General features: G+C 75.1%; 19 protein-coding genes and 1 riboswitch. Of the genes, 14 read left to right on the top strand and 5 right to left on the bottom strand.

What is annotated here, in order from left to right; all coding sequences use genetic code 11:
- Positions 1-8 precede the first annotated feature (8 nt).
- From L3X23_RS13870 to L3X23_RS13860, 3 genes are all read left to right on the top strand, one after another.
- Positions 9-1,262 carry an AI-2E family transporter gene (locus L3X23_RS13870; protein ID WP_237192607.1) on the top strand — a complete coding sequence of 418 codons (1,254 nt, stop codon included), beginning with the start codon at positions 9-11 and terminating at the stop codon, positions 1,260-1,262.
- Positions 1,263-1,399: 137 nt separating this feature from the next.
- Positions 1,400-1,969 (top strand): ATP-binding protein, encoded by a 570-nt coding sequence (locus L3X23_RS13865; protein WP_237192606.1) that lies wholly within the window; start codon positions 1,400-1,402, stop codon positions 1,967-1,969.
- Entirely contained in the window at positions 1,970-2,863 is an 894-nt protein-coding gene (locus L3X23_RS13860; protein WP_237192605.1) for an SDR family NAD(P)-dependent oxidoreductase, read from the top strand.
- A 23-nt stretch (positions 2,864-2,886) separates the two neighbouring features.
- Here the strand turns inward: L3X23_RS13860 and L3X23_RS35345 are convergent, their stop codons facing one another.
- Positions 2,887-3,453, bottom strand: coding sequence for a TetR family transcriptional regulator (locus L3X23_RS35345; protein WP_308116900.1), 567 nt, complete (start codon positions 3,451-3,453; stop codon positions 2,887-2,889).
- A gap of 56 nt (positions 3,454-3,509) precedes the next feature.
- Between L3X23_RS35345 and L3X23_RS36150 the strand changes: the two genes are divergently transcribed.
- Entirely contained in the window at positions 3,510-4,055 is a 546-nt protein-coding gene (locus tag L3X23_RS36150) for a DUF5709 domain-containing protein (RefSeq protein WP_308116899.1), read from the top strand.
- On the opposite strand, the gene L3X23_RS13840 is transcribed toward L3X23_RS36150, so the two are convergent.
- Together L3X23_RS13840 and L3X23_RS13835 are read right to left on the bottom strand one after the other, a co-directional pair.
- On the bottom strand, positions 4,033-4,449 hold the full coding sequence (locus L3X23_RS13840; protein WP_237192604.1) for an SsgA family sporulation/cell division regulator: 417 nt from the start codon (positions 4,447-4,449) through the stop codon (positions 4,033-4,035). The two genes, L3X23_RS36150 and L3X23_RS13840, sit on opposite strands and share 23 nt — an antisense overlap.
- A 127-nt stretch (positions 4,450-4,576) precedes the next feature.
- Entirely contained in the window at positions 4,577-4,987 is a 411-nt protein-coding gene (locus L3X23_RS13835; RefSeq protein WP_237192603.1) for a hypothetical protein, read from the bottom strand.
- Positions 4,988-5,055: 68 nt separating this feature from the next.
- Here L3X23_RS13835 and L3X23_RS13830 point away from each other — a divergent pair, with 68 nt between their 5' ends.
- Entirely contained in the window at positions 5,056-6,741 is a 1,686-nt protein-coding gene (locus L3X23_RS13830) for an AMP-binding protein (RefSeq protein WP_237192602.1), read from the top strand.
- 118 nt (positions 6,742-6,859) lie between these two features.
- Entirely contained in the window at positions 6,860-7,108 is a 249-nt protein-coding gene (locus tag L3X23_RS13825) for a hypothetical protein (RefSeq protein ID WP_237192601.1), read from the top strand.
- 19 nt (positions 7,109-7,127) lie between these two features.
- On the opposite strand, the gene L3X23_RS13820 is transcribed toward L3X23_RS13825, so the two are convergent.
- A complete protein-coding gene (locus L3X23_RS13820; RefSeq protein WP_374204842.1) occupies positions 7,128-7,949 on the bottom strand; it encodes a flavin reductase family protein in 822 nt (273 codons plus the stop codon).
- A gap of 204 nt (positions 7,950-8,153) precedes the next feature.
- Between L3X23_RS13820 and L3X23_RS13810 the strand changes: the two genes are divergently transcribed.
- Complete coding sequence (locus L3X23_RS13810) at positions 8,154-9,044, top strand: cobalamin biosynthesis protein (protein WP_255734892.1); 891 nt, start codon at positions 8,154-8,156, stop codon at positions 9,042-9,044.
- Here the strand turns inward: L3X23_RS13810 and L3X23_RS13805 are convergent.
- On the bottom strand, positions 9,023-9,859 hold the full coding sequence (locus L3X23_RS13805) for an SURF1 family protein (protein ID WP_237192599.1): 837 nt from the start codon (positions 9,857-9,859) through the stop codon (positions 9,023-9,025). The genes L3X23_RS13810 and L3X23_RS13805 overlap by 22 nt on opposite strands.
- Between L3X23_RS13805 and L3X23_RS13800 the strand changes: the two genes are divergently transcribed.
- The 7 genes from L3X23_RS13800 to L3X23_RS13770 all read left to right on the top strand — a co-directional run bounded on the left by L3X23_RS13800 (position 9,858) and on the right by L3X23_RS13770 (position 17,803).
- On the top strand, positions 9,858-11,414 hold the full coding sequence (locus L3X23_RS13800) for a cobyric acid synthase (protein WP_374204841.1): 1,557 nt from the start codon (positions 9,858-9,860) through the stop codon (positions 11,412-11,414). The genes L3X23_RS13805 and L3X23_RS13800 overlap by 2 nt on opposite strands.
- Before the next feature lie 17 nt (positions 11,415-11,431).
- Positions 11,432-13,618 carry a VWA domain-containing protein gene (locus L3X23_RS13795; RefSeq protein WP_237198023.1) on the top strand — a complete coding sequence of 729 codons (2,187 nt, stop codon included), beginning with the start codon at positions 11,432-11,434 and terminating at the stop codon, positions 13,616-13,618.
- 10 nt (positions 13,619-13,628) lie between these two features.
- Positions 13,629-14,243 carry a cob(I)yrinic acid a,c-diamide adenosyltransferase gene (cobO, locus tag L3X23_RS13790; RefSeq protein WP_237192597.1) on the top strand — a complete coding sequence of 205 codons (615 nt, stop codon included), beginning with the start codon at positions 13,629-13,631 and terminating at the stop codon, positions 14,241-14,243.
- Complete coding sequence (locus tag L3X23_RS13785) at positions 14,240-15,565, top strand: cobyrinate a,c-diamide synthase (protein ID WP_237192596.1); 1,326 nt, start codon at positions 14,240-14,242, stop codon at positions 15,563-15,565. The genes cobO and L3X23_RS13785 overlap by 4 nt, the downstream gene beginning before the upstream one ends.
- A complete protein-coding gene (locus tag L3X23_RS13780) occupies positions 15,556-16,056 on the top strand; it encodes a cobalamin biosynthesis protein (RefSeq protein ID WP_237192595.1) in 501 nt (166 codons plus the stop codon). Before L3X23_RS13785 ends, L3X23_RS13780 begins: the two co-directional genes overlap by 10 nt.
- Positions 16,053-17,258, top strand: a complete 1,206-nt coding sequence (gene cobA / locus L3X23_RS13775) for a uroporphyrinogen-III C-methyltransferase (RefSeq protein ID WP_237192594.1) — start codon at positions 16,053-16,055, stop codon at positions 17,256-17,258. Before L3X23_RS13780 ends, cobA begins: the two co-directional genes overlap by 4 nt.
- Positions 17,258-17,803, top strand: coding sequence for a histidine phosphatase family protein (locus L3X23_RS13770; RefSeq protein WP_237192593.1), 546 nt, complete (start codon positions 17,258-17,260; stop codon positions 17,801-17,803). Before cobA ends, L3X23_RS13770 begins: the two co-directional genes overlap by 1 nt.
- Positions 17,787-17,954, top strand: a riboswitch (cobalamin riboswitch). Its footprint overlaps the gene before it by 17 nt.
- The last annotated feature ends 3 nt before the right edge of the window (positions 17,955-17,957 follow it).

The following is a 17,957-nucleotide window of genomic DNA, read 5'->3' as shown; positions in this document are numbered from 1 at the left end:
GGGGACCAGTGGCAGGCGAGCACGACCGGGCGGGGAACGGGGCCGCGAACGGGGCCGCGAACGGAGCTGCCGAGGGGGCGGCGAACGGGGCCGCGGACGGGGCGACGGACGGGGCGACCGAGGTGCGCCCGACGGGGCCGCAGCCGGTCGCGCGCGACCGCAGCGTCGTGATCGAGTCCGGTGTCACCCGGCTCGCGGGATGGAGCGCGCGCATCCTGCTGATCGCGCTCGGGCTGGTGCTGCTGGGCCTGGTCATCGGCCAGCTGTGGTCGATCGTGCTGCCCACCGCGTTGGGCGTGATCATCGCGACCGTGCTGCGTCCGCCGGTGCGCAAGCTGGTCGAGCTCCGGTTCCCGCCGGCGCTCGCCGCCCTGCTGGTGCTCGTGGTGACGGTGGCCGCGGTCGCCGGGATCTTCGCGGCCTTCGCCCCGCAGATCGTCGGGCAGACCGACCAGATCGTGTCTGGCGTGACCAGCGGGCTCGTGCAGATCCAGCAGTGGCTGGAGGGGCCGCCGTTCAACCTCGGCGAGGGCCAGCTCGGCAACCTGCTGGACCAGGTCGTCACGCAGCTGCAGTCCAGCGCGTCCACGATCGCGGGCGGTGTGCTCACCGGGGTGGGCACGTTCGCCAACGGGCTGCTGAACCTCGTGCTCGCCGTGATCCTCGCGTTCTTCTTCGTGAAGGACGGCCCGCGGTTCCTGCCGTGGCTGTCGCGGGTCAGCGGGGAGAAGGCGGGCAGGCACCTCTCGGCGGTGCTGGAGCGGGCCTGGGCCACGCTCGGGTCGTTCATCCGCACCCAGGCGCTCGTCGCGCTGATCGACGGCGTGTTCATCGGTGTCGGGCTGGCGATCCTCGGGGTGCCGCTGTGGCTCCCGCTGGCCGTGCTGACGTTCTTCGGCGGCTTCATCCCGGTGGTCGGGGCCTTCGTCGCCGGTGCGCTGGCCGTGCTCATCGCGCTGGTCACGCAGGGCTTCACCACGGCGCTCATCGCGCTGGCGATCATCGTGGCGGTGCAGCAGATCGAGGGCAACGTGCTCCAGCCGATCCTGCAGAGCCGCAGCATGGGGCTGCACGCCGCCGTGGTGCTGCTGGCGGTCACCGCGGGCGGCACGCTGTTCGGCATCGCCGGGGCGTTCCTCGCCGTGCCCGTGGCGGCCGTCGCCGCGGAGATCCTGCGCTACCTCGGCGAGCAGATCGACCTGCGCTCGGGAGGCCCCGTGGCCGAGCCCGACGAGCCGATCGAGGACCCCTCGCCGTCCTGACCCCCGTCCTGACCCAGCCTGCGGCGAGCGGTGCGACGAGCGGACCGGCGGGGTCGACCGGCGGTGTTTCCCCGGGTCCCGAGCCGGTCATCCTCCTGACGACCGGCTCGACACACCCCGACTCCCCGGAGAGCGCATTGCTCAGCCAGTCGGACGCCTCCCCGATCAGCACCCCGATCAGCACCCCGATCACGCCCCCCACGTCCGAGCTCGACGAACACTTCCCCGCCGTGGAGCACAGCACCGAGCTGAGCGACACCGGCATCGAGTACATCCACCGCAGCTGGCCCGCGGACGCGAGCAGGCTCGCGGTGATCCGCCACGAGCTGCGTCGCTGGGTGACCCCGCTGGGGCTCACCGGCGACGAGATCGACGACCTCGTCCTGGCGGTGGACGAGGCCGTCGCGAACGCCGTGCGGCACGCCTACCCCGCGGACCGGCCCGGCGAGGTGGAACTGACCCTCTGGACCGAGAACGCCGCCACCGGACCGGCGCTCTGCATCGAGATCACCGACCACGGCAGCTGGCGTGCCCAGGACACCGTGACCGGTGACGCGCAGGGCGGGCGCGGCATGCTGCTGATGCAGCACATGGTGGAGACCGTGCTCGTGCACTTCGACGGCCGCGGCAGCCGGGTGCTGCTGCGCCACCGCTTCGGCGGTCCCGCGGAGCAGGCGGCGCCGCCCGCGCCGAGGCATGCTCGGTAGGTGATCGACTCCCTCCTGGACCGCACCGTCGTCCTCGGCTGGTCGCGCGTCGGGTTCGCGCTGCGCCGCCGGGGCTGGACCGACCCGCCCCCGGACGCGTTGCGCGGGACGCGCGCGCTGGTCACGGGGGCGAGCGGAGGGCTGGGCCTCGCCACCGTCGAGGGCCTGGCCCGGCTCGGCGCGACCGTCCACCTGACGGGACGCAGCGCCGAGCGCGGCGAGGAGGCGGCGGCCCGGGTCCGCGCGGCCGTCCCGGGCGCCGACCTCCTCGTCTCGACCGTCGACGTCGGCGACCTCGACGACGTCCGCCGGTTCGCCGCAGGCCTCCCGCACCTCGACGTGCTCGTCCACAACGCGGGCGTGCTCCCGAAGGAGCGCGTCGAGACCGCGCAGGGCCACGAGCAGACCCTCGCGGTGCACGTCCTCGGGCCCTACCTGCTGACCGTGCTGACCCGGCCGGGGCGAGCGCTGTTCGTGTCCTCCGGCGGGATGTACGCACAGCGGCTCCCCGTCGACGACCTGGAGTTCCGGTCGGGCCGCTACGGCGGCACCGCCGCCTACGCGCGGACCAAGCGGATGCAGGTCGTGCTGGCCGGGCTGCTCGCCCGCGAGCTCGCCCCGGACACGCTGGTGCACGCGCTGCACCCCGGGTGGGCGGCCTCACCCGGGCTCACCGACGCGCTGCCCGGGTTCGACCGGCTCGTCCGGCCGATCCTGCGCACCCCCGAGCAGGGCGCGGACACCGCGGTCTGGCTCGCGGCCGCCCCCGACGTCGGCACCGGCCGGTTCTGGCAGGACCGGGCGCCGCGCCCGATCCACTACCTCCCGTGGACCCGGGAGGACCCGAAGGACCGAGAGCGCTTCCTCGCGGAGGTCCGCAGGCTCACCGGGTGAACCGGCGGCGCGCTCGCGGGTCCTCAGTGGGTCTCGGTGCCGAGCAGGGTGTCGACGGCCGCCGTCACGTGCGCGACCACGGCCTCGGGATCGGCGGCGACCACCGCCTCGGTGCGCAGGACCGTGCGCAGCAGCGCGATCCCGAGCAGCCAGGCCAGGGTGAGCTCGGCCCGCAGCTCGGCGTCCGCCCGGTCCTCGCCCTCGGCGAGCTCGGCGAGGGCCCCGCCGAACGCCGCCCGCAGCTCCTCGCGCACCGTCTGGGCGGCGTCGGAGTTGCCCGCGGACCGCAGGGCGGAGAGGAACAGGGGGGACTGCACGTCGTCGCCCGTCATGATGGCGCGCACGGTCCGCGGGACGAGGTCCGTGGCGGGCCCGTCGTGCAGCACCTCGAGCGCCTGACCCGTCACGGCCTCGGTGAACAGCCCGTCCTTCGAGCCGAAGTGGCGGAACAGCAGGGCCTGGTTCACCCCGGCCCGCTCGGCGATGGCCCGGACGGTCGTGCCGTCGTAGCCCACGGACGCGAACAGCTCGCGCGCCGCGGCCAGGAGGGCGGCGCGGGTCGCGGCGGAGTCGCGGGGTCGGGCGGGCACGTCCCTATCGCACCACGCGGGGTGTGTGGCGGCCCGGCGCGGGGTACGCGACCGACATGGCTTCCCGGGAGAACGACACCGAACGACCCGACACCGCCGCGGACATGGCGGGGGCCCTGCAGCTCGACCCCGAGGAGACGCTGACCACGGGGGATCCGCTGGACGCGGGCTACTCGCCGCCCGACCGGCCCTACGCCGTCGAGGACCCCGCCGTGACCGGCGAGGAGGAGACCCTCGACGAGCGGCTGCGCCGCGAGGAGCCCGAGGACGCCACCGGGGCCGACGAGGACCGGACCGGGCGGCTGATCGCCGACGGGGCCGACGGAGAGGCCCTGGACGTGGGCGTCGACGGGGGCGCGGCCTCGGCGGAGGAGGCGGCGGTGCACGACGTCGAGACGGGGATCGAGCCCGTGGTGGACGACTCGCCCGCGGGGGACCCCGAGGTGGAGGAGGCGTTGGAGGAGGAGCGCAGGCCCCGGGCGGCGCAGCGGGACGCGGAGCGGGACATCGCCACGCAGCTCGACCAGGAGTCCGAGACCGGCGGGGTGCCGGGCGTCGCGGGGAGCCGCGACGCCGGGGTCACTCCGGGCAGTTGGACGTGAGCGCGGCGATCACTCCGTCGAGGTCGAGCGCCTCGGCCTCCTCACCGAACGCGACGACCTCGCCGCTCGCCTCGACGAAGTGGCGCAGCAGGTCCCGGTCGACCTCGAGGACGGCCCGGCCGTCGTGCGAGCGGATCTCGATCTCGACGATGTCGTAGCCCTGGACGAGCTGCGGGCTCATCCGGATGTCGCCGTAGCCCGCGGGACCCGAGAGCGCGTCGCGCACCAGGTCGCGGGCGACCAGCCACTCGACCCAGCGGTCCTGCCTGGTCCGCACCGCGAGCACGACGGCGAAGGGATCGGACGCCGAGTAGGTCCAGCGCGTCACGACGGGCGCGGGCTGCCCGTGCAGCACGGTGAACATGTCCTGCTGGACCGAGTCGCTGCCGATCATGGCGTGTCTCCCTGGCGTGGGGGCCGTTCGGCGGTGTCCGTCGGCCTTCACAGGGGGAATCGGCGGCGCGCTCCAGAACGCAGCACGTTCTCGTCGCTTTCACCCATTGTGGTGATCAGCAGCGTGATCAGCTGCGGGTGGCCGCGGAGACGACCCAGATGCCCGTGGTCCCCGCCCGCACCGGCTGCACCAGCGTGAGGGCGGCGGTGCCCTGCGGGTCGGTGAGGGTCACCGCGCCCGGGGTCGAGCTCGTGGGCTCCGGGTCCGTCCAGCCCCAGGTGGCCGTCGCGTAGTTCCGCGCCACCTCCTCGGGGTCCAGCGTCCACGGCTGGGCCCCGCCGTCCACCTGGTCCTGCAGCGTCCGGGCCTGGTCGATCGCCGTCACCGGCCAGAGCAGCGCGGTGCCGGTCGGGGCGGCCTGCGGTGTGGTGGGCGCCGCGGCCGGGGCCTGCTGGATGCGGGCGGCGCCCTCGCCGCTGCCCGCGCAGCCGGTGAGCACGGCGAGGGCGGCGACCGCGATCAGGAACATCCTCGTCACCTGGACGAAGGTAGGGGTCGACGCGCGAGGCCCGCTCACGACGCTCCGGCCACGTTAGGGTTCCGCGCATGTCTGAGAGCAGCGCCGCGTTCTACCGGGCGAGGGACTTCCTGCTGGCGAACCGCGAGGACTACGACACCGCCGTCCGGGACTTCCGCTGGCCCGAGCTGACCGAGTTCAACTTCGCGTTCGACCACTTCGACGCCGTCGCGGCCGATCCCGAGCGCGGCGGCCGCAAGGCGCTGTGGATCGTCGAGGCGGACGGCAGCGACGCGTCCTGGACCTACGCGGAGCTGTCCGAGCGCTCCAGCCGGGTCGCGAACTGGCTGCGGGAGCGCGGGGTCGCGCGCGGCGACCGGATCATCCTGATGCTCGCCAACCAGCTGGAGCTGTGGGAGACCCTGCTCGCCGCGATGAGGCTCGGCGCCGTCGTGATCCCGGCGACGACGCTGCTGACCGCGGACGACCTGCGGGACCGGGTGGACCGCGGGCACGCCAAGCACGTGATCGTCGGTGCGGCGGACGCCGCGAAGTTCGACGACGTGCCGGGCGACTACACGCGGATCTCCGTGCGCGGGGCCCCCTCCGGGTGGCACGACTACACCGACGCCTACGACCGCAGCGCCGTGTTCCTGCCGGACGGGCCGACCCTGGCCACCGACACGCTGCTGCTCTACTTCACCTCCGGCACCACGGCGAAGCCGAAGCTGGTGGAGCACACGCACCAGAGCTATCCCGTCGGGCACCTGTCGACGATGTACTGGATCGGGCTCGAGCCCGGCGACGTGCACCTCAACATCTCCTCGCCCGGCTGGGCCAAGCACGCCTGGTCGAACGTCTTCGCGCCGTGGCTGGCGGAGGCGACCGTGCTGGTCATGAACTACACCAAGTTCTCCGCCGAGGAGCTGCTCGGCGTGCTGGACACCTACGGTGTGAACAGCTTCTGCGCGCCGCCGACGGTGTGGCGCATGCTGATCCAGGCCGACCTGACCGGGCTGCGGACGCCGCCGCAGAAGGTCGTCGGGGCCGGGGAGCCGCTCAACCCCGAGGTGATCGAGCAGGTCGAGAAGGCGTGGGGCCGCAAGATCCGGGACGGCTTCGGGCAGACCGAGTCGTCGGTCCAGATCGCGAACCCGCCCGGCTCGCCGATCAAGCCCGGCTCGATGGGGCGCCCGATGCCCGGCTTCCCGATCGTGCTGGTGGACACCGTGACCGGGGAGCCCGCGGACGAGGGCGAGATCTGCATCGACCTCGCGCGGCGGCCCGTCGGGTTGATGGTCGGCTACAAGGACGACCCCGAACGCAACGCCGAGGCGATGGCGGGCGGGTACTACCACACCGGGGACGTCGGCTCCCGGGACGCGGACGGCTACATCACCTACGTCGGCCGCGCGGACGACGTCTTCAAGGCCTCCGACTACCGGATCAGCCCGTTCGAGCTGGAGAGCGTGCTGATCGAGCACCCGGCCGTCGCCGAGGCGGCGATCGTCCCGTCGCCGGACCCGGTGCGGCTGGCGGTGCCCAAGGCCTACGTCGTGCTCGCCGCGGGCTACGACCCGACCGAGGAGACCGCCCAGGACATCCTGCGGTTCGCCCGCGAGAACCTGGCGCCCTACAAGCGGATCCGGCGGCTGGAGTTCTTCGAGCTGCCCAAGACGATCTCCGGCAAGATCCGGCGGGTCGAGCTGCGCGGGCGCGAGGGCGAGCTGCACGCGGACCCGCAGGCGGCACCGTCGGGGGAGTACACGCTGTAGTGGCGGGGGTTCCTCGGGCGTGGGCGGGCCCCGTCCGGTAGGTATGCCGTCACGCCGTCCGACGGCGGATCGAGTTCGACTCAGGGGCCGGGAACGGTCCGCAAGGCGAGGGGGCGGCATGGCGGCTGGCGACGGGGCGTACACACCCGGGGACGGCCCGATGGCCGGTGTGCTGGCGGGCATGCCCGAGGTGATCGAGCGACTGCTGGCCCAGCACGTCCCGGACCGGCTGGGCCGGTGCACGGCCTGCCGCAACGCCGGGTCCGGTGTGGTGTGGCCGTGCACCCTGCACCAGATCGCCACCCGGGCCCAGGTGCTGCGGACCCAGAACGGGCAGCGACCCCGCAGCGGTGCTCAGCCGTTGTAGGTATCAGCCGGTGTAGGTATCAGCCGCTGTAGTGGCCGGGCCACTTCTTGTACGGGATCCGGGTGATCTCGAGGATCTCGCCGAGGGTGGACCACTCGTTGCGGCCCAGGCGGGCGAGCGGGCGGAGTTTCGTGGCGCTGGGCAGGTGGTTGCCGCGCTCGTCGGTGTCGAAGACGTCCTCGTCGATGGCCGCGTGCAGGACCCGGCCGATCACGACCGTGGAGTCGCCGAGCTCCAGCGTGTGCTCGGTGCGGCACTCCAGGGCGACCGGGGACTCCTTGACCCGGGGCGGCGCGACGGTCAGGCTCGGCTCCGGGGTCAGGCCCACCTCGGTGAACTCGGAGACCTCGGCGGGGAAGTCCGTCGCCGTGGCGTTGATCTTCTCGAACATGGGCTCGTTCGCGAGGCACACCACGAACTCGTTCGTCTCCACGCAGTTGCGCAGCGAGTCCTTCTTCCCGACGCTCGTGAACTGCACCATCGGCGGGTCGACGCAGGCCGCCGTGAAGAACGAGTGCGGCGCCAGGTTGTCGACGCCGGCGGCCGAGCGGGTGGAGACCCACGCGATGGGCCGCGGGACGATCACGCTGTTCAGGACCTTGTAGAAGGCCTGGCTGCCCAGCTCGGCGGGGTCGATGTCCGTGCGCATGCCCCGATCATGCCGCGCGGTAGCGTCCGGGGCATGGGTCGTGCGCGTGCTCTCGGTCTCCTGCTGGGCGCGGCCGCCGACCTGGTCCTCGCCGACCCCCGCCGCGGCCACCCGGTCGCCGGTTTCGGCCGGGTCGCGGGGGCGCTCGAACGGCGGCTGTACGCGGACTCCCGGGCCGCGGGCGTCGGGCACGTCGCGGTCCTCGTGGGCGGGACGGTCGCGGGGGCGGGGGTGCTCTCCGCGGCCCTTTGCAGTGACAGCGGATCCGCACGCGGGTCGGGGTGCGGATCGGCTGTCAGCGCAAGGGGTGCGGCGAGGGTGCTCTCCGCGGCCCTTTGCGCTGACAGCCGATCCGTACCTCACCCGAGGGGCCGATCCGCTGACACTGCAAAGGGTCTGTCCGTCGGGTCCGTCTTTCGCCCGTGGCGCGGATCCGCTGACAGTGCAAAGGGTGTGGCGGGCGGGTCGGTGTTCAGCCCGTGCCGCGGATCCGCTGTCAGTGCAAAGGGCGTGGCGGGCGGGTCCGAACCTCGCCCGTGGTGCGGATCGGCTGTCACTGCAAAGGGCGTGGCGGAGGTGGTGCTGACCGCGGCGGCGACCTGGGCGGTGCTCGGCGGGACCTCGCTGGTGCGGGAGGGGGCGGCGCTCGCCGGCTCGCTCGACGCGGGTGACCTCGCCGCCGCCCGGGCCCGCATCCCGCACCTCTGCGCCCGTGACCCCGCCCTGCTCGACGCCGACGGGATGGCCCGCGCGGGCGTGGAGTCGCTCGCCGAGAACACCTCCGACGCCGTCGTCGCGCCCCTGTTCTGGGGGGCGGTCGCGGGCGTGCCGGGGCTGCTCGGGTACCGCGCGGTCAACACCCTCGACGCGATGGTGGGGTACCGCTCACCCCGCTACGCCCGCTTCGGCTGGGCCGCGGCGCGCCTCGACGATCTCGCCAACCTGCTCCCCGCCCGGCTCTGCGCCCTGCTCACCGCGGCGGCCGCGCCACTGGTCGGGGGGCGTCCGGCCGCGGCGCTGCGCGCCTGGCGGCGGGACGCCCGCGCGCATCCCAGCCCCAACGCCGGACCGGTGGAGGCCGCCGCGGCAGGCGCCCTCGGCGTCCGGCTCGGCGGGCGCACCGAGTACGCCTACGGCGTCGAGGAGCGCCCCGCACTCGGCGACGGCCCCGCCCCGACCACCGCCGACCTGCATCGCGCCGCCCGCCTCTCCCGCGCGGTCGGCCTGCTCGCCGCGGTCGTGGCGGCCGGTGTCGCCGCGCGGGCTCAGGGCCGCGGCTCGGCCTGATCCTGCTCCCGGTCCTGCTCCATGTCGCGACCGGACAGGGCGTCCCGCAGGCCCGCCCGGCGCTCGCGGCGTTCCCGGCGACCGCGGCGCTGCAGCACCTCGAGGCGCACGAAGTAGCCCAGGGCGAGCAGCGCGATCGCGCCGAAGGTCAACCACTGCAGCGCGTACGAGCCGTTGGTGAACGGGGCCGCGCTGGTCGGTGTCGAGATCGGGATCGGGGTGAGGACCCCCGGCTGGCCGGGGGCGAGCACGACATAGCCCTCGACGACGTCCGACAGCCCGGTCGCGGCCGCCAGCGACCGCGAGTCCGCGGCGTAGATCTGCAGGTGGGAGCCGTCGACGAGCGGGGCGCGGCCGGTGCCGTCCGTCTCGTTCAGGCGCAGCCTGCCGGTGAGCGTGACCGGTCCCGCCGGGGCGGGTGCGACGTCCGGGACGGTCTGGCCCTCGTCCGCGGCGATGGAGCCGCGATCCACCACCACGACCCGGCCGTCGCCCAGCCGCACGGCGGTGAGGACCTCGGAGGCGGGCTTGCCGTCCACCACCCGGAGCCGGACGAGCGCCTCGTCCGCGGGCAGGTACTGCCCGGTCACGGTGACCTGGCGCCACTCGTCCGCCGCGGCGACCGAGCCGCCCGGCACGAGCGACTCGAACGGGACGGGCGGTGTCGCGTTCGCCTCGGCGATCGCGCGCTCCTGCGCCTGCCGCTGCCCCTCCCGGTCGAACTGCCACGGTGCCAGCAGCGTGTAGCAGGCCACGACGAACCCGATGACGACCACCACGAAGGCGATCCAGCCGGGTCGCAGCAGGAAGCGCATGCCGCCCAGACTAACGAGGCAGACTGTGCCGGTGACTCCCCATGGTGCGCTGCTCGTGGCCGGGACGACCTCGGACGCCGGCAAGAGCGCCCTCGTCGCGGGCCTGTGCCGGTCGCTGCACCGGCGCGGGATCTCCGTGGCGCCGTTTAAGGCGCAGAACATGAGCAACAACTCGATGGTCACCCCGGACGGCGGTGAGATCGGCCGGGCCCAGGCCATGCAGGCCCACGCCTGCGGCCTGACGCCGAGCGTCGACCTGAACCCGGTGCTGCTCAAGCCGGGCAGCGACCGGACCTCGCAGGTCGTGGTCCGCGGGCGGGCGGACGGGCACGTCTCGGCGCTGTCCTACCGGACCCGGACCGGAGCGCTGAAGGAGGTCGTCGTCGACGCGCTGACCCGGCTGCGGTCGCGCTACGACGTCGTCGTCTGCGAGGGCGCGGGCTCGCCCGCCGAGATCAACCTGCGGGCCACGGACCTGGCCAACATGGGGCTCGCCGAGGCCGCCGACCTGCCGGTGGTCGTGGTCGGCGACATCGACCGCGGGGGCGTCCTGGCGCACCTGTTCGGGACGGTCGCGGTGCTCTCGCCGTCCGACCAGGCCCGTATCGCCGGATTCGTGATCAACAAGTTCCGGGGCGACCCCGCGCTGCTCGCCCCGGGGCTGGAGCAGCTGCGGGCCCTGTCCGGGCGACCCACGTTCGGGGTGGTGCCGTGGTCGGACCGCCTGTGGCTCGACGCCGAGGACTCGCTCTCCGCCGTCGCCGACGGGGTCCTCGGCCGGCCCGGCCCGCCGGTGGGCGACCAGTGGCTGCGGGTCGCGGTCGTCCGGCTGCCGCGGATCTCCAACGCGACCGACGCCGAGGCGCTGGCCTGCGAACCGGGTGTCGCGGTGCGGTACGTGACCGAGCCGTCGCGGCTGCTGGACGCGGACGTCGTGCTCCTGCCCGGATCGAAGGCGACGGTGTCCGACCTGGCCTGGCTGCGGGACTCCGGCCTGGCCGAGGGGGTGCTCGCCCACGCCGCCGCCGGCAAGCCGGTCCTCGGGATCTGCGGTGGGTACCAGATGCTCGGACGGCGGATCACCGACGCGGGCGTCGAGTTCACCGGGTCCGTCGACGGGCTCGGCCTGCTCGACCTGGAGATCGTCTTCGACCCCGAGAAGCACCTCGGCACCCCCACCGGCACGGCCCTCGGCGAGCCCGTGACCGGCTACGAGATCCACCACGGCCGGGTCGTGCGGTCCGGTGACCCCACGCTGGTGGGGGACGAGGGCTCCGACCGCGGGAACGTCCTCGGGACCCACTGGCACGGGCTCCTGGAGAACGACTCCTTCCGCCGCGTCCTGCTCGGCAGGCTCGCCGACCTCGCCGGAAGGACGGGCTTCGCGGTCGCCCCGGACACGTCGTTCGCCGCGGAGCGGACGGCGCAGCTCGACGTGCTCGCCGACCTGGTGGACGAGCACCTCGACATCGGCGCGCTTGATCATGTGATCAGTCACGGTCCGGACCGGGACCTCCCGGTCGTCGCGTCCGGTCTGGCAGAGTCCCGGCAGTGAGCGAGCGGGCGAGCGGCATGTCGGCACAGGGGTTTCCCTTCTCGGCGGTCGTCGGGCACGACGACCTGCGCCTGGCCCTGGTCCTGAACGCGGTGCACGACGGGGTCGGCGGCGTGCTGGTGCGGGGGGAGAAGGGCACGGCCAAGTCGACGGCGGTCCGGGCGCTGGCGAGCCTGCTGCCCGCGGTCGAGGTCGCGACGGGCTGCCGGTTCGGCTGCGACCCGGCGGCGCCGGACCCCGCCTGCCCGGACGGCCCGCACCCCGGCGGCGGGACGGCGCGGCCCGCCCGGCTCGTCGAGCTGCCGGTGGGGGCCACCGAGGACCGGCTGGTCGGGTCGCTGGACCTGGAGCGGGCGCTGTCCGCGGGGGAGCGGGCCTACCAGCCCGGCCTGCTCGCGGAGGCGCATCGCGGCGTGCTCTACGTCGACGAGGTCAACCTGCTCCACGACCATCTCGTGGACCTGCTGCTCGACGCCGCGGCCATGGGACGGGTCCACGTGGAGCGCGACGGGGTGTCGGTGTCGCACGCCTCGCGGTTCCTGCTGGTCGGGACGATGAACCCGGAGGAGGGCGAGCTGCGGCCGCAGCTGCTCGACCGGTTCGGGCTCACCGTCGAGGTCAAGGCCGCGCGCGAGGTCGGGACGCGCGTCGAGGTCGTCCGGCGGCGGATGGCGTTCGAGGCGGACCCGGCGGCGTTCGGGGCGGCCTGGGCGGCGGCGGACGCGGCCGTCGCCGCGCAGGTCGTGGACGCCCGCGCGCGGCTCGGGTCGGTCCGGCTCAGTGACCGCGAGCTCGCCCGGATCGCGTTCGTGTGCGCCCGGTTCGACGTCGACGGCATGCGCGCCGACCTGGTCATCGCCCGGACCGCGACGGCGCACGCCGCGTGGCGCGGGGCAGCCGCCGTCGCCGAGGAGGACGTGCGGGTCGCGGCCCGGCTCGCGCTGCCGCACCGCCGCCGTCGGGACCCGTTCGACGAGCCGGGGATCGACGAGAAGGACCTCGACGAGGCCCTGCGCGACGCCGAGGACTACCTGGGCCCCGAGGACCCGAAGGACCCCGAAGACCCGGACGACCCCGACGACGACCCGGACGGCGGCGGCGAGCCCGACCCGACCCCCGACGACGCACACACGGGAGACGCCGGGGCCACGCAGGAGGGCTCCGCCGAGCACCGTGCCACCGAGCACCGTGCCACCGAGCAGCGTGCCGCCGAGGACCCCGCCTCCGGGAACTCCACCGGAGCCGGCGCGTCCGGCACCTCCGACGCCCCGAACGAGCCGCCCGGGGCACCGGAGCCGGACGGGACGACGGGCGAGACGGAGGGCGGGGCGCAGGCCGTGGAGCGGCCCGCCGCGATGGGGGCCGGCACCGCGATCCCGCTCGGCGAGCGCGCGCGGCTCGACCGCGCCCAGACCCGCCGGTTCACGATCCCCGGCGTGGGAGAGGGGACTCCCGGACGGCGGTCGCGGGCCCGGGTGGACACCGGACGGATCGTGCGGCCCACCGACGGGGCGCCACGGCGGGCCGCGGACCTGCACCTGCTCGCCACGATCGCCGCCGCCGCGCCGTTCCAGGTCGAGCGGGGCCGCTCCGGCCCGGGGTTGCGCCTGCACCGCGCCGACCTGCGCGGGGCGGTGCGCGAGGGACGCGAGGGGAACCTCGTGCTGTTCGTCGTGGACGCCTCGGGCTCGATGGCCGCGCGCAAGCGGATGCAGACCGTGTCCGGTGCGATCCTCGCCCTGCTCCGGGACGCCTACCAGCGCCGGGACAAGGTCGGGCTGGTGACGTTCCGGTCCGCGGGCGCCGAGCTGGTCCTGCCGCCGACGACGAGCGTCCCGACCGCGCAGGTCCGGCTCGCCGCGATGCGCACCGGCGGCCGCACGCCGCTCGCGGACGGGCTGTTGCTGGCCCGTCGGACGTTGGCGGGTGAGCGGGTCCGGGACCCGCGACGGCGACCGCTGGTCGTGCTGGTGACGGACGGCCGCGCGACGGTCGCGGCCCGCCCGGGCGGCGACCCGGTCGCCGACGCCTGCCGCGCCGCGGGCCTGCTCGCCGCCGACGGGGCGCACACCGTCGTCGTGGACTGCGAGTCCGGGTTCGTGCGGCTCGGGCTGGCCGGGCGGGTCGCCGCCGCCGCGGGCGCACCCGTGATCACCATGGACGAGCTGACCGTGGCGGACCTGACCGCCGCGGCGTCGGCGTGAGGGGGTTCTGATGCCTCAGGGGCAGGTCACCACGGTCCCGCAGGACGGGCTCACCACCCGGCAGCGCCGCAACCGGCCGCTGCTGGTGGTGCACACCGGCGCGATGAAGGGGAAGTCGACGGCGGCGTTCGGCATGGCGCTGCGCGGCTGGAACCAGGGCTGGTCGATCGGGGTGTTCCAGTTCGTGAAGTCCGCGAAGTGGAAGGTCGGCGAGGAGGAGGCCTTCCGCGCCCTCGGGCGGCTGCACGAGCAGACCGGTGAGGGCGGCCCCGTCGAGTGGCACAAGATGGGCTCGGGCTGGAGCTGGAGCCGCCGCGCGGGCACCGAGTCCGACCACGCCGCGGACGCGCTCGAGGGCTGGCGGGAGATCCGCCGCCGGATCGAGAACCAGGTCCACCAGGTCTACGTGCTCGACGAGTTCACCTACCCGATCAAGTGGGGCTGGGTGGACGTGCACGAGGTCGTCGAGGTGCTGGCGGCGCGCGAGGGCCGCCAGCACGTGTTCGTCACCGGCCGCGACGCCGCGCCCGAGCTCGTCGAGGCCGCCGATCTCGTCATGGAGACGACCAAGGTCAAACACCCGATGGACGCCGGGCAGAAGGGGCAGCGGGGGATCGAGTGGTGACCCGGGCGCTGGTGATCGCCGCGCCCGCGTCCGGCTCCGGGAAGACGACGGTCGCCACCGGGCTGATGGCCGCGCTGACCCGGCGCGGCACGGCGGTCGCGCCGTTCAAGATCGGACCGGACTACATCGACCCCGGCTACCACGGCCTCGCGGCCGGACGCCCGGGCCGCAACCTCGATCCCGTCCTCGTGGGCGCCGAGCGGATCGGGCCCCTCGTCCGGCACGGGTCGGCGGGCTGCGCGGTGGCGGTGGTCGAGGGCGTCATGGGGCTGTTCGACGGCCGGGTGTCCGACGGCGCCGGGTCCACCGCGCAGGTCGCGGGCCTGATCGGGGCGCCCGTGGTGCTGGTCGTGGACTGCCGGGGCCAGTCCCGCTCGCTCGCCGCCCTGCTGCACGGCTTCCGCTCGTTCGACCCGGGGACGACGGTCGCGGGGGTGATCCTCAACCGGGTCGGGTCGCCGCGCCACGAGGAGGTGCTGCGCGCGGCGTGCGACGAGGTGGGGCTCCCGGTGCTCGGCGCCCTCCCGCGCCGCGCCGCGCTGGCGGTCCCGTCCCGGCATCTCGGCCTGGTCACGGCCGTCGAGCACGGCCCCGCGGCGCTGGCCGCGGTGGACGCGATGGCGGAGCTGGTCGCCGCGCACGTCGACCTCGACGCCGTGCTGGCCCTCGCCGAACCCCTGCCGCAGGGCGAGACCTGGGACCCCGCCGCCGCCCTGGACACGCGAGTCGGACGTCCGGTGGTGGCGGTGCTCGGCGGGCCCGCCTTCTCGTTCGGGTACGCCGAGCACCCGGAGCTGCTGGCGGCGGCGGGGGCGGAGGTGGTGATCGTCGACCCGCTGCGGGACGAGACGCTGCCCGCCGGGACCGGCGGCCTGGTGCTGCCCGGCGGGTTCCCCGAGGAGCACGTGGCGGCACTGGGCGCCAACGAGAAGCTGCTGCTCGCGATCCGTGAGCTCGCGGCCGCGGGCGCGCCGGTCCGGGCCGAGTGCGGCGGGCTGCTCTACCTCTGCCGCGAGCTCGACGGGGTCCCCCTGGTCGGCGCGCTGGACGCCACCGCGGCCATGACCGGGCGGCTGACCCTGGGCTACCGGGACGCCGTCGCGCTCTCGGGATCGACCGGGTTCGCGGCCGGGGAGCGGGTGCCCGGGCACGAGTTCCACCACTGCGCGGTGACCCCGCGCGGGGGCGCGACGCCCGCCTGGGGCTGGCGCGGCGCCGAGCCGGAGGGGTTCGTGGTCGGCGGGGTGCACGCGTCCTTCCTGCACACCCATCCGGCCGGGCACCCGGGCTCCGTGGCGCGTTTCGTCGCCGCGTGCCGGTGATCGCGGCCCCTGCCGTGGTCGTGGTCGTCGTCGTCGGGATCGGGGCCCGGCGCGGGGTCTCGGCGGAGGCGGTCCGGGCGGCGCTGGCCCGTCTCGAACGTGACCTGCCCGACGATCCGGCCCGCCCCGCGGCCAGGATCTACGCCTCCGTGGACACCAAGGCGGACGAGGCCGGGATCCTCGCCGCGATCGCGCCCGCACCGCTGCACACCCGGCCCGCCGCCGCGCTCGCGACGGTCGCGGCGCGCGACTCCGCGGCGAACCCGCTGGTCGAGGCCGTGACGGGCACCCCGAGCGTCGCGGCGGCGGCGGCGCTGCTCGTCGCCCGGGAGATCGACCCGGCGGCCCGGCTCGCGGTGGCGAAGACGGTCGTCGGACCGGTGACCGTCGCCGCCGCCCTCGCCGATACCCCCGAGGGGTACATCGCCGCCGGCACGTGCGGCGCCGTTTATCATTCGGGGCCACTTCCGGAAGGGACACACTCACGGTGACCGAGCACGACCAGTACCTCGTCGGCCTCGACCTCGGCGGCCGCAGGGTCGTCGTCGTGGGGGGCGGGCAGGTGGCGCAGCGCCGGGTGTCCCGGCTGATCGCCGCGGGCGCACTGGTGGAGGTCGTCTCGCCCGAGGTCACCCCCGCCGTCGAGGGCATGGCGTCGGCCCGCGAGATCACCTGGACCCCGCGCCGCTACGCCGACGGCGACCTCGACGGCGCCTGGTACGTCCTCGCCTGCACCGACGACCCGCAGGTCAACGCCGCCGTCAGCGCCGCCGCCGAGGAGCGCCGGACCTTCTGCGTCCGGGCGGACGAGGGCAGCCTCGGCTCCGCCGTCACGCCCGCGACCGGGGAGTACGACGGGCTGACCGTCGGCGTCCTCGCCCGGGGCGCGCACCGCCGCTCGGCCGCCGTGCGGACGGCGCTGGTCGAGGCCCTCGCCGCCGGGGTCGTGTCGGACTCGGCGGACCCGGTGCTCCCCGGCGTCGCGCTGGTCGGCGGCGGACCCGGCGACCCCGAGCTGATCACGGTGCGCGGACGGCGGCTGCTGGCGCGGGCGGACGTCGTGGTGGCGGACCGGCTCGGCCCGCGCGACCTGATCGAGGAGCTGGGCCCGGACGTCGAGGTGATCGACGCCTCCAAGATCCCCTACGGCCGGGCGATGGCCCAGCAGCGGATCAACGAGCTGCTCGTCGAGCACGCGCGGGCCGGGAAGTTCGTGGTGCGGCTCAAGGGCGGCGACCCGTTCGTCTACGGCCGCGGGTTCGAGGAGGTCCAGGCGTGCGCGGCGGCCGGCGTGCCGGTCACCGTGGTCCCCGGGATCACCAGCGCGTTCGCCGCGCCCGCGGTCGCGGGGGTGCCGGTCAGCCACCGCGGCGTCGCGCACGAGATCGTCGTGGTGAGCGGGCACGTGGCGCCGGACGACCCGCGCAGCCTCACCGACTGGGCCGCGCTCGGCCGGATGAGCGGCACGGTCGTGCTGATGATGGCGGTGGAGCGGGCGGGCCGGTTCGCCGAGACGCTGATCGCGCACGGCCGCCCCGCGGACACCCCGGCGATCGTGATCCAGGACGGGACCACGCGCATCCAGCGCAGCGTCCGCACCCGGCTCGACGCCCTGGAGGCGGACATCAAGGCCGAGGAGATCAGCCCCCCGGCGATCATCGTGATCGGCCCGGTGGCCGGGCTCACCGCGTAGTGCCCGACAGCGCCGTCAGCGCCGTTCTGGTGCGGCACGGCGAGTCGGTCTGGAACGCCGCGGGCCTGCTGCAGGGACGGACGCACGCGGTCGGGCTCACCGCACGGGGGCGGGCGCAGGCGCGGGCCGCGGACCTGGGAGCCCTGGGAGCCCTGCGAGACCTGCGCGGTGTGCGGATCCTCACCAGCCCCCAGCTCCGCGCGCTGGAGACGGCGTGGATCCTCGCCGAGCGCATCGGGTCGCCGGTCGAGGAGTGCGCCGAGCTGCGCGAACAGGGCCACGGCGGGTGGGAGGGTCGCCCGGTCGCGGTGTACGCCCCGCTGCTCGCCGCGGCGGGGCCGGACTGGGCGCCGCCGGGCGGGGAGACCTTCCGGGAGCTGTGGACCCGGGTGCGCGGGATCGACCTGACCGGCGCCGTCGTCGTCACGCACGGGGAGACGATCCGGGCGCTGCTCGCCCCGTCGCCGGAGGAGCCGCCGCGGCGGATCCCACCCAACGGCGCCGTGCTTGCGCTCGGGGGCCCCGGCGTGATGTCGTTCGGGTGACGGCAGTGGAGGAACCCGGTGCGACTCCGGGGCGGTCCCGCCACTGTGACCGGGGAGCACGTCCCCACGCTCGGCCACCGCTCGCGCGGGAAGGCCGGGGACGTGCGGCGATCCGGGAGCCAGGACACTCGCCGCCGTCACCGGTGATTCCACG

It is taken from the genome of Pseudonocardia sp. WMMC193 (assembly GCF_021728735.1).
Lineage (GTDB): Bacteria > Actinomycetota > Actinomycetes > Mycobacteriales > Pseudonocardiaceae > Pseudonocardia > Pseudonocardia oroxyli.
Note: the sequence above shows the minus strand (reverse complement) of the source record. Positions and strands in the feature narration are given on the sequence as shown.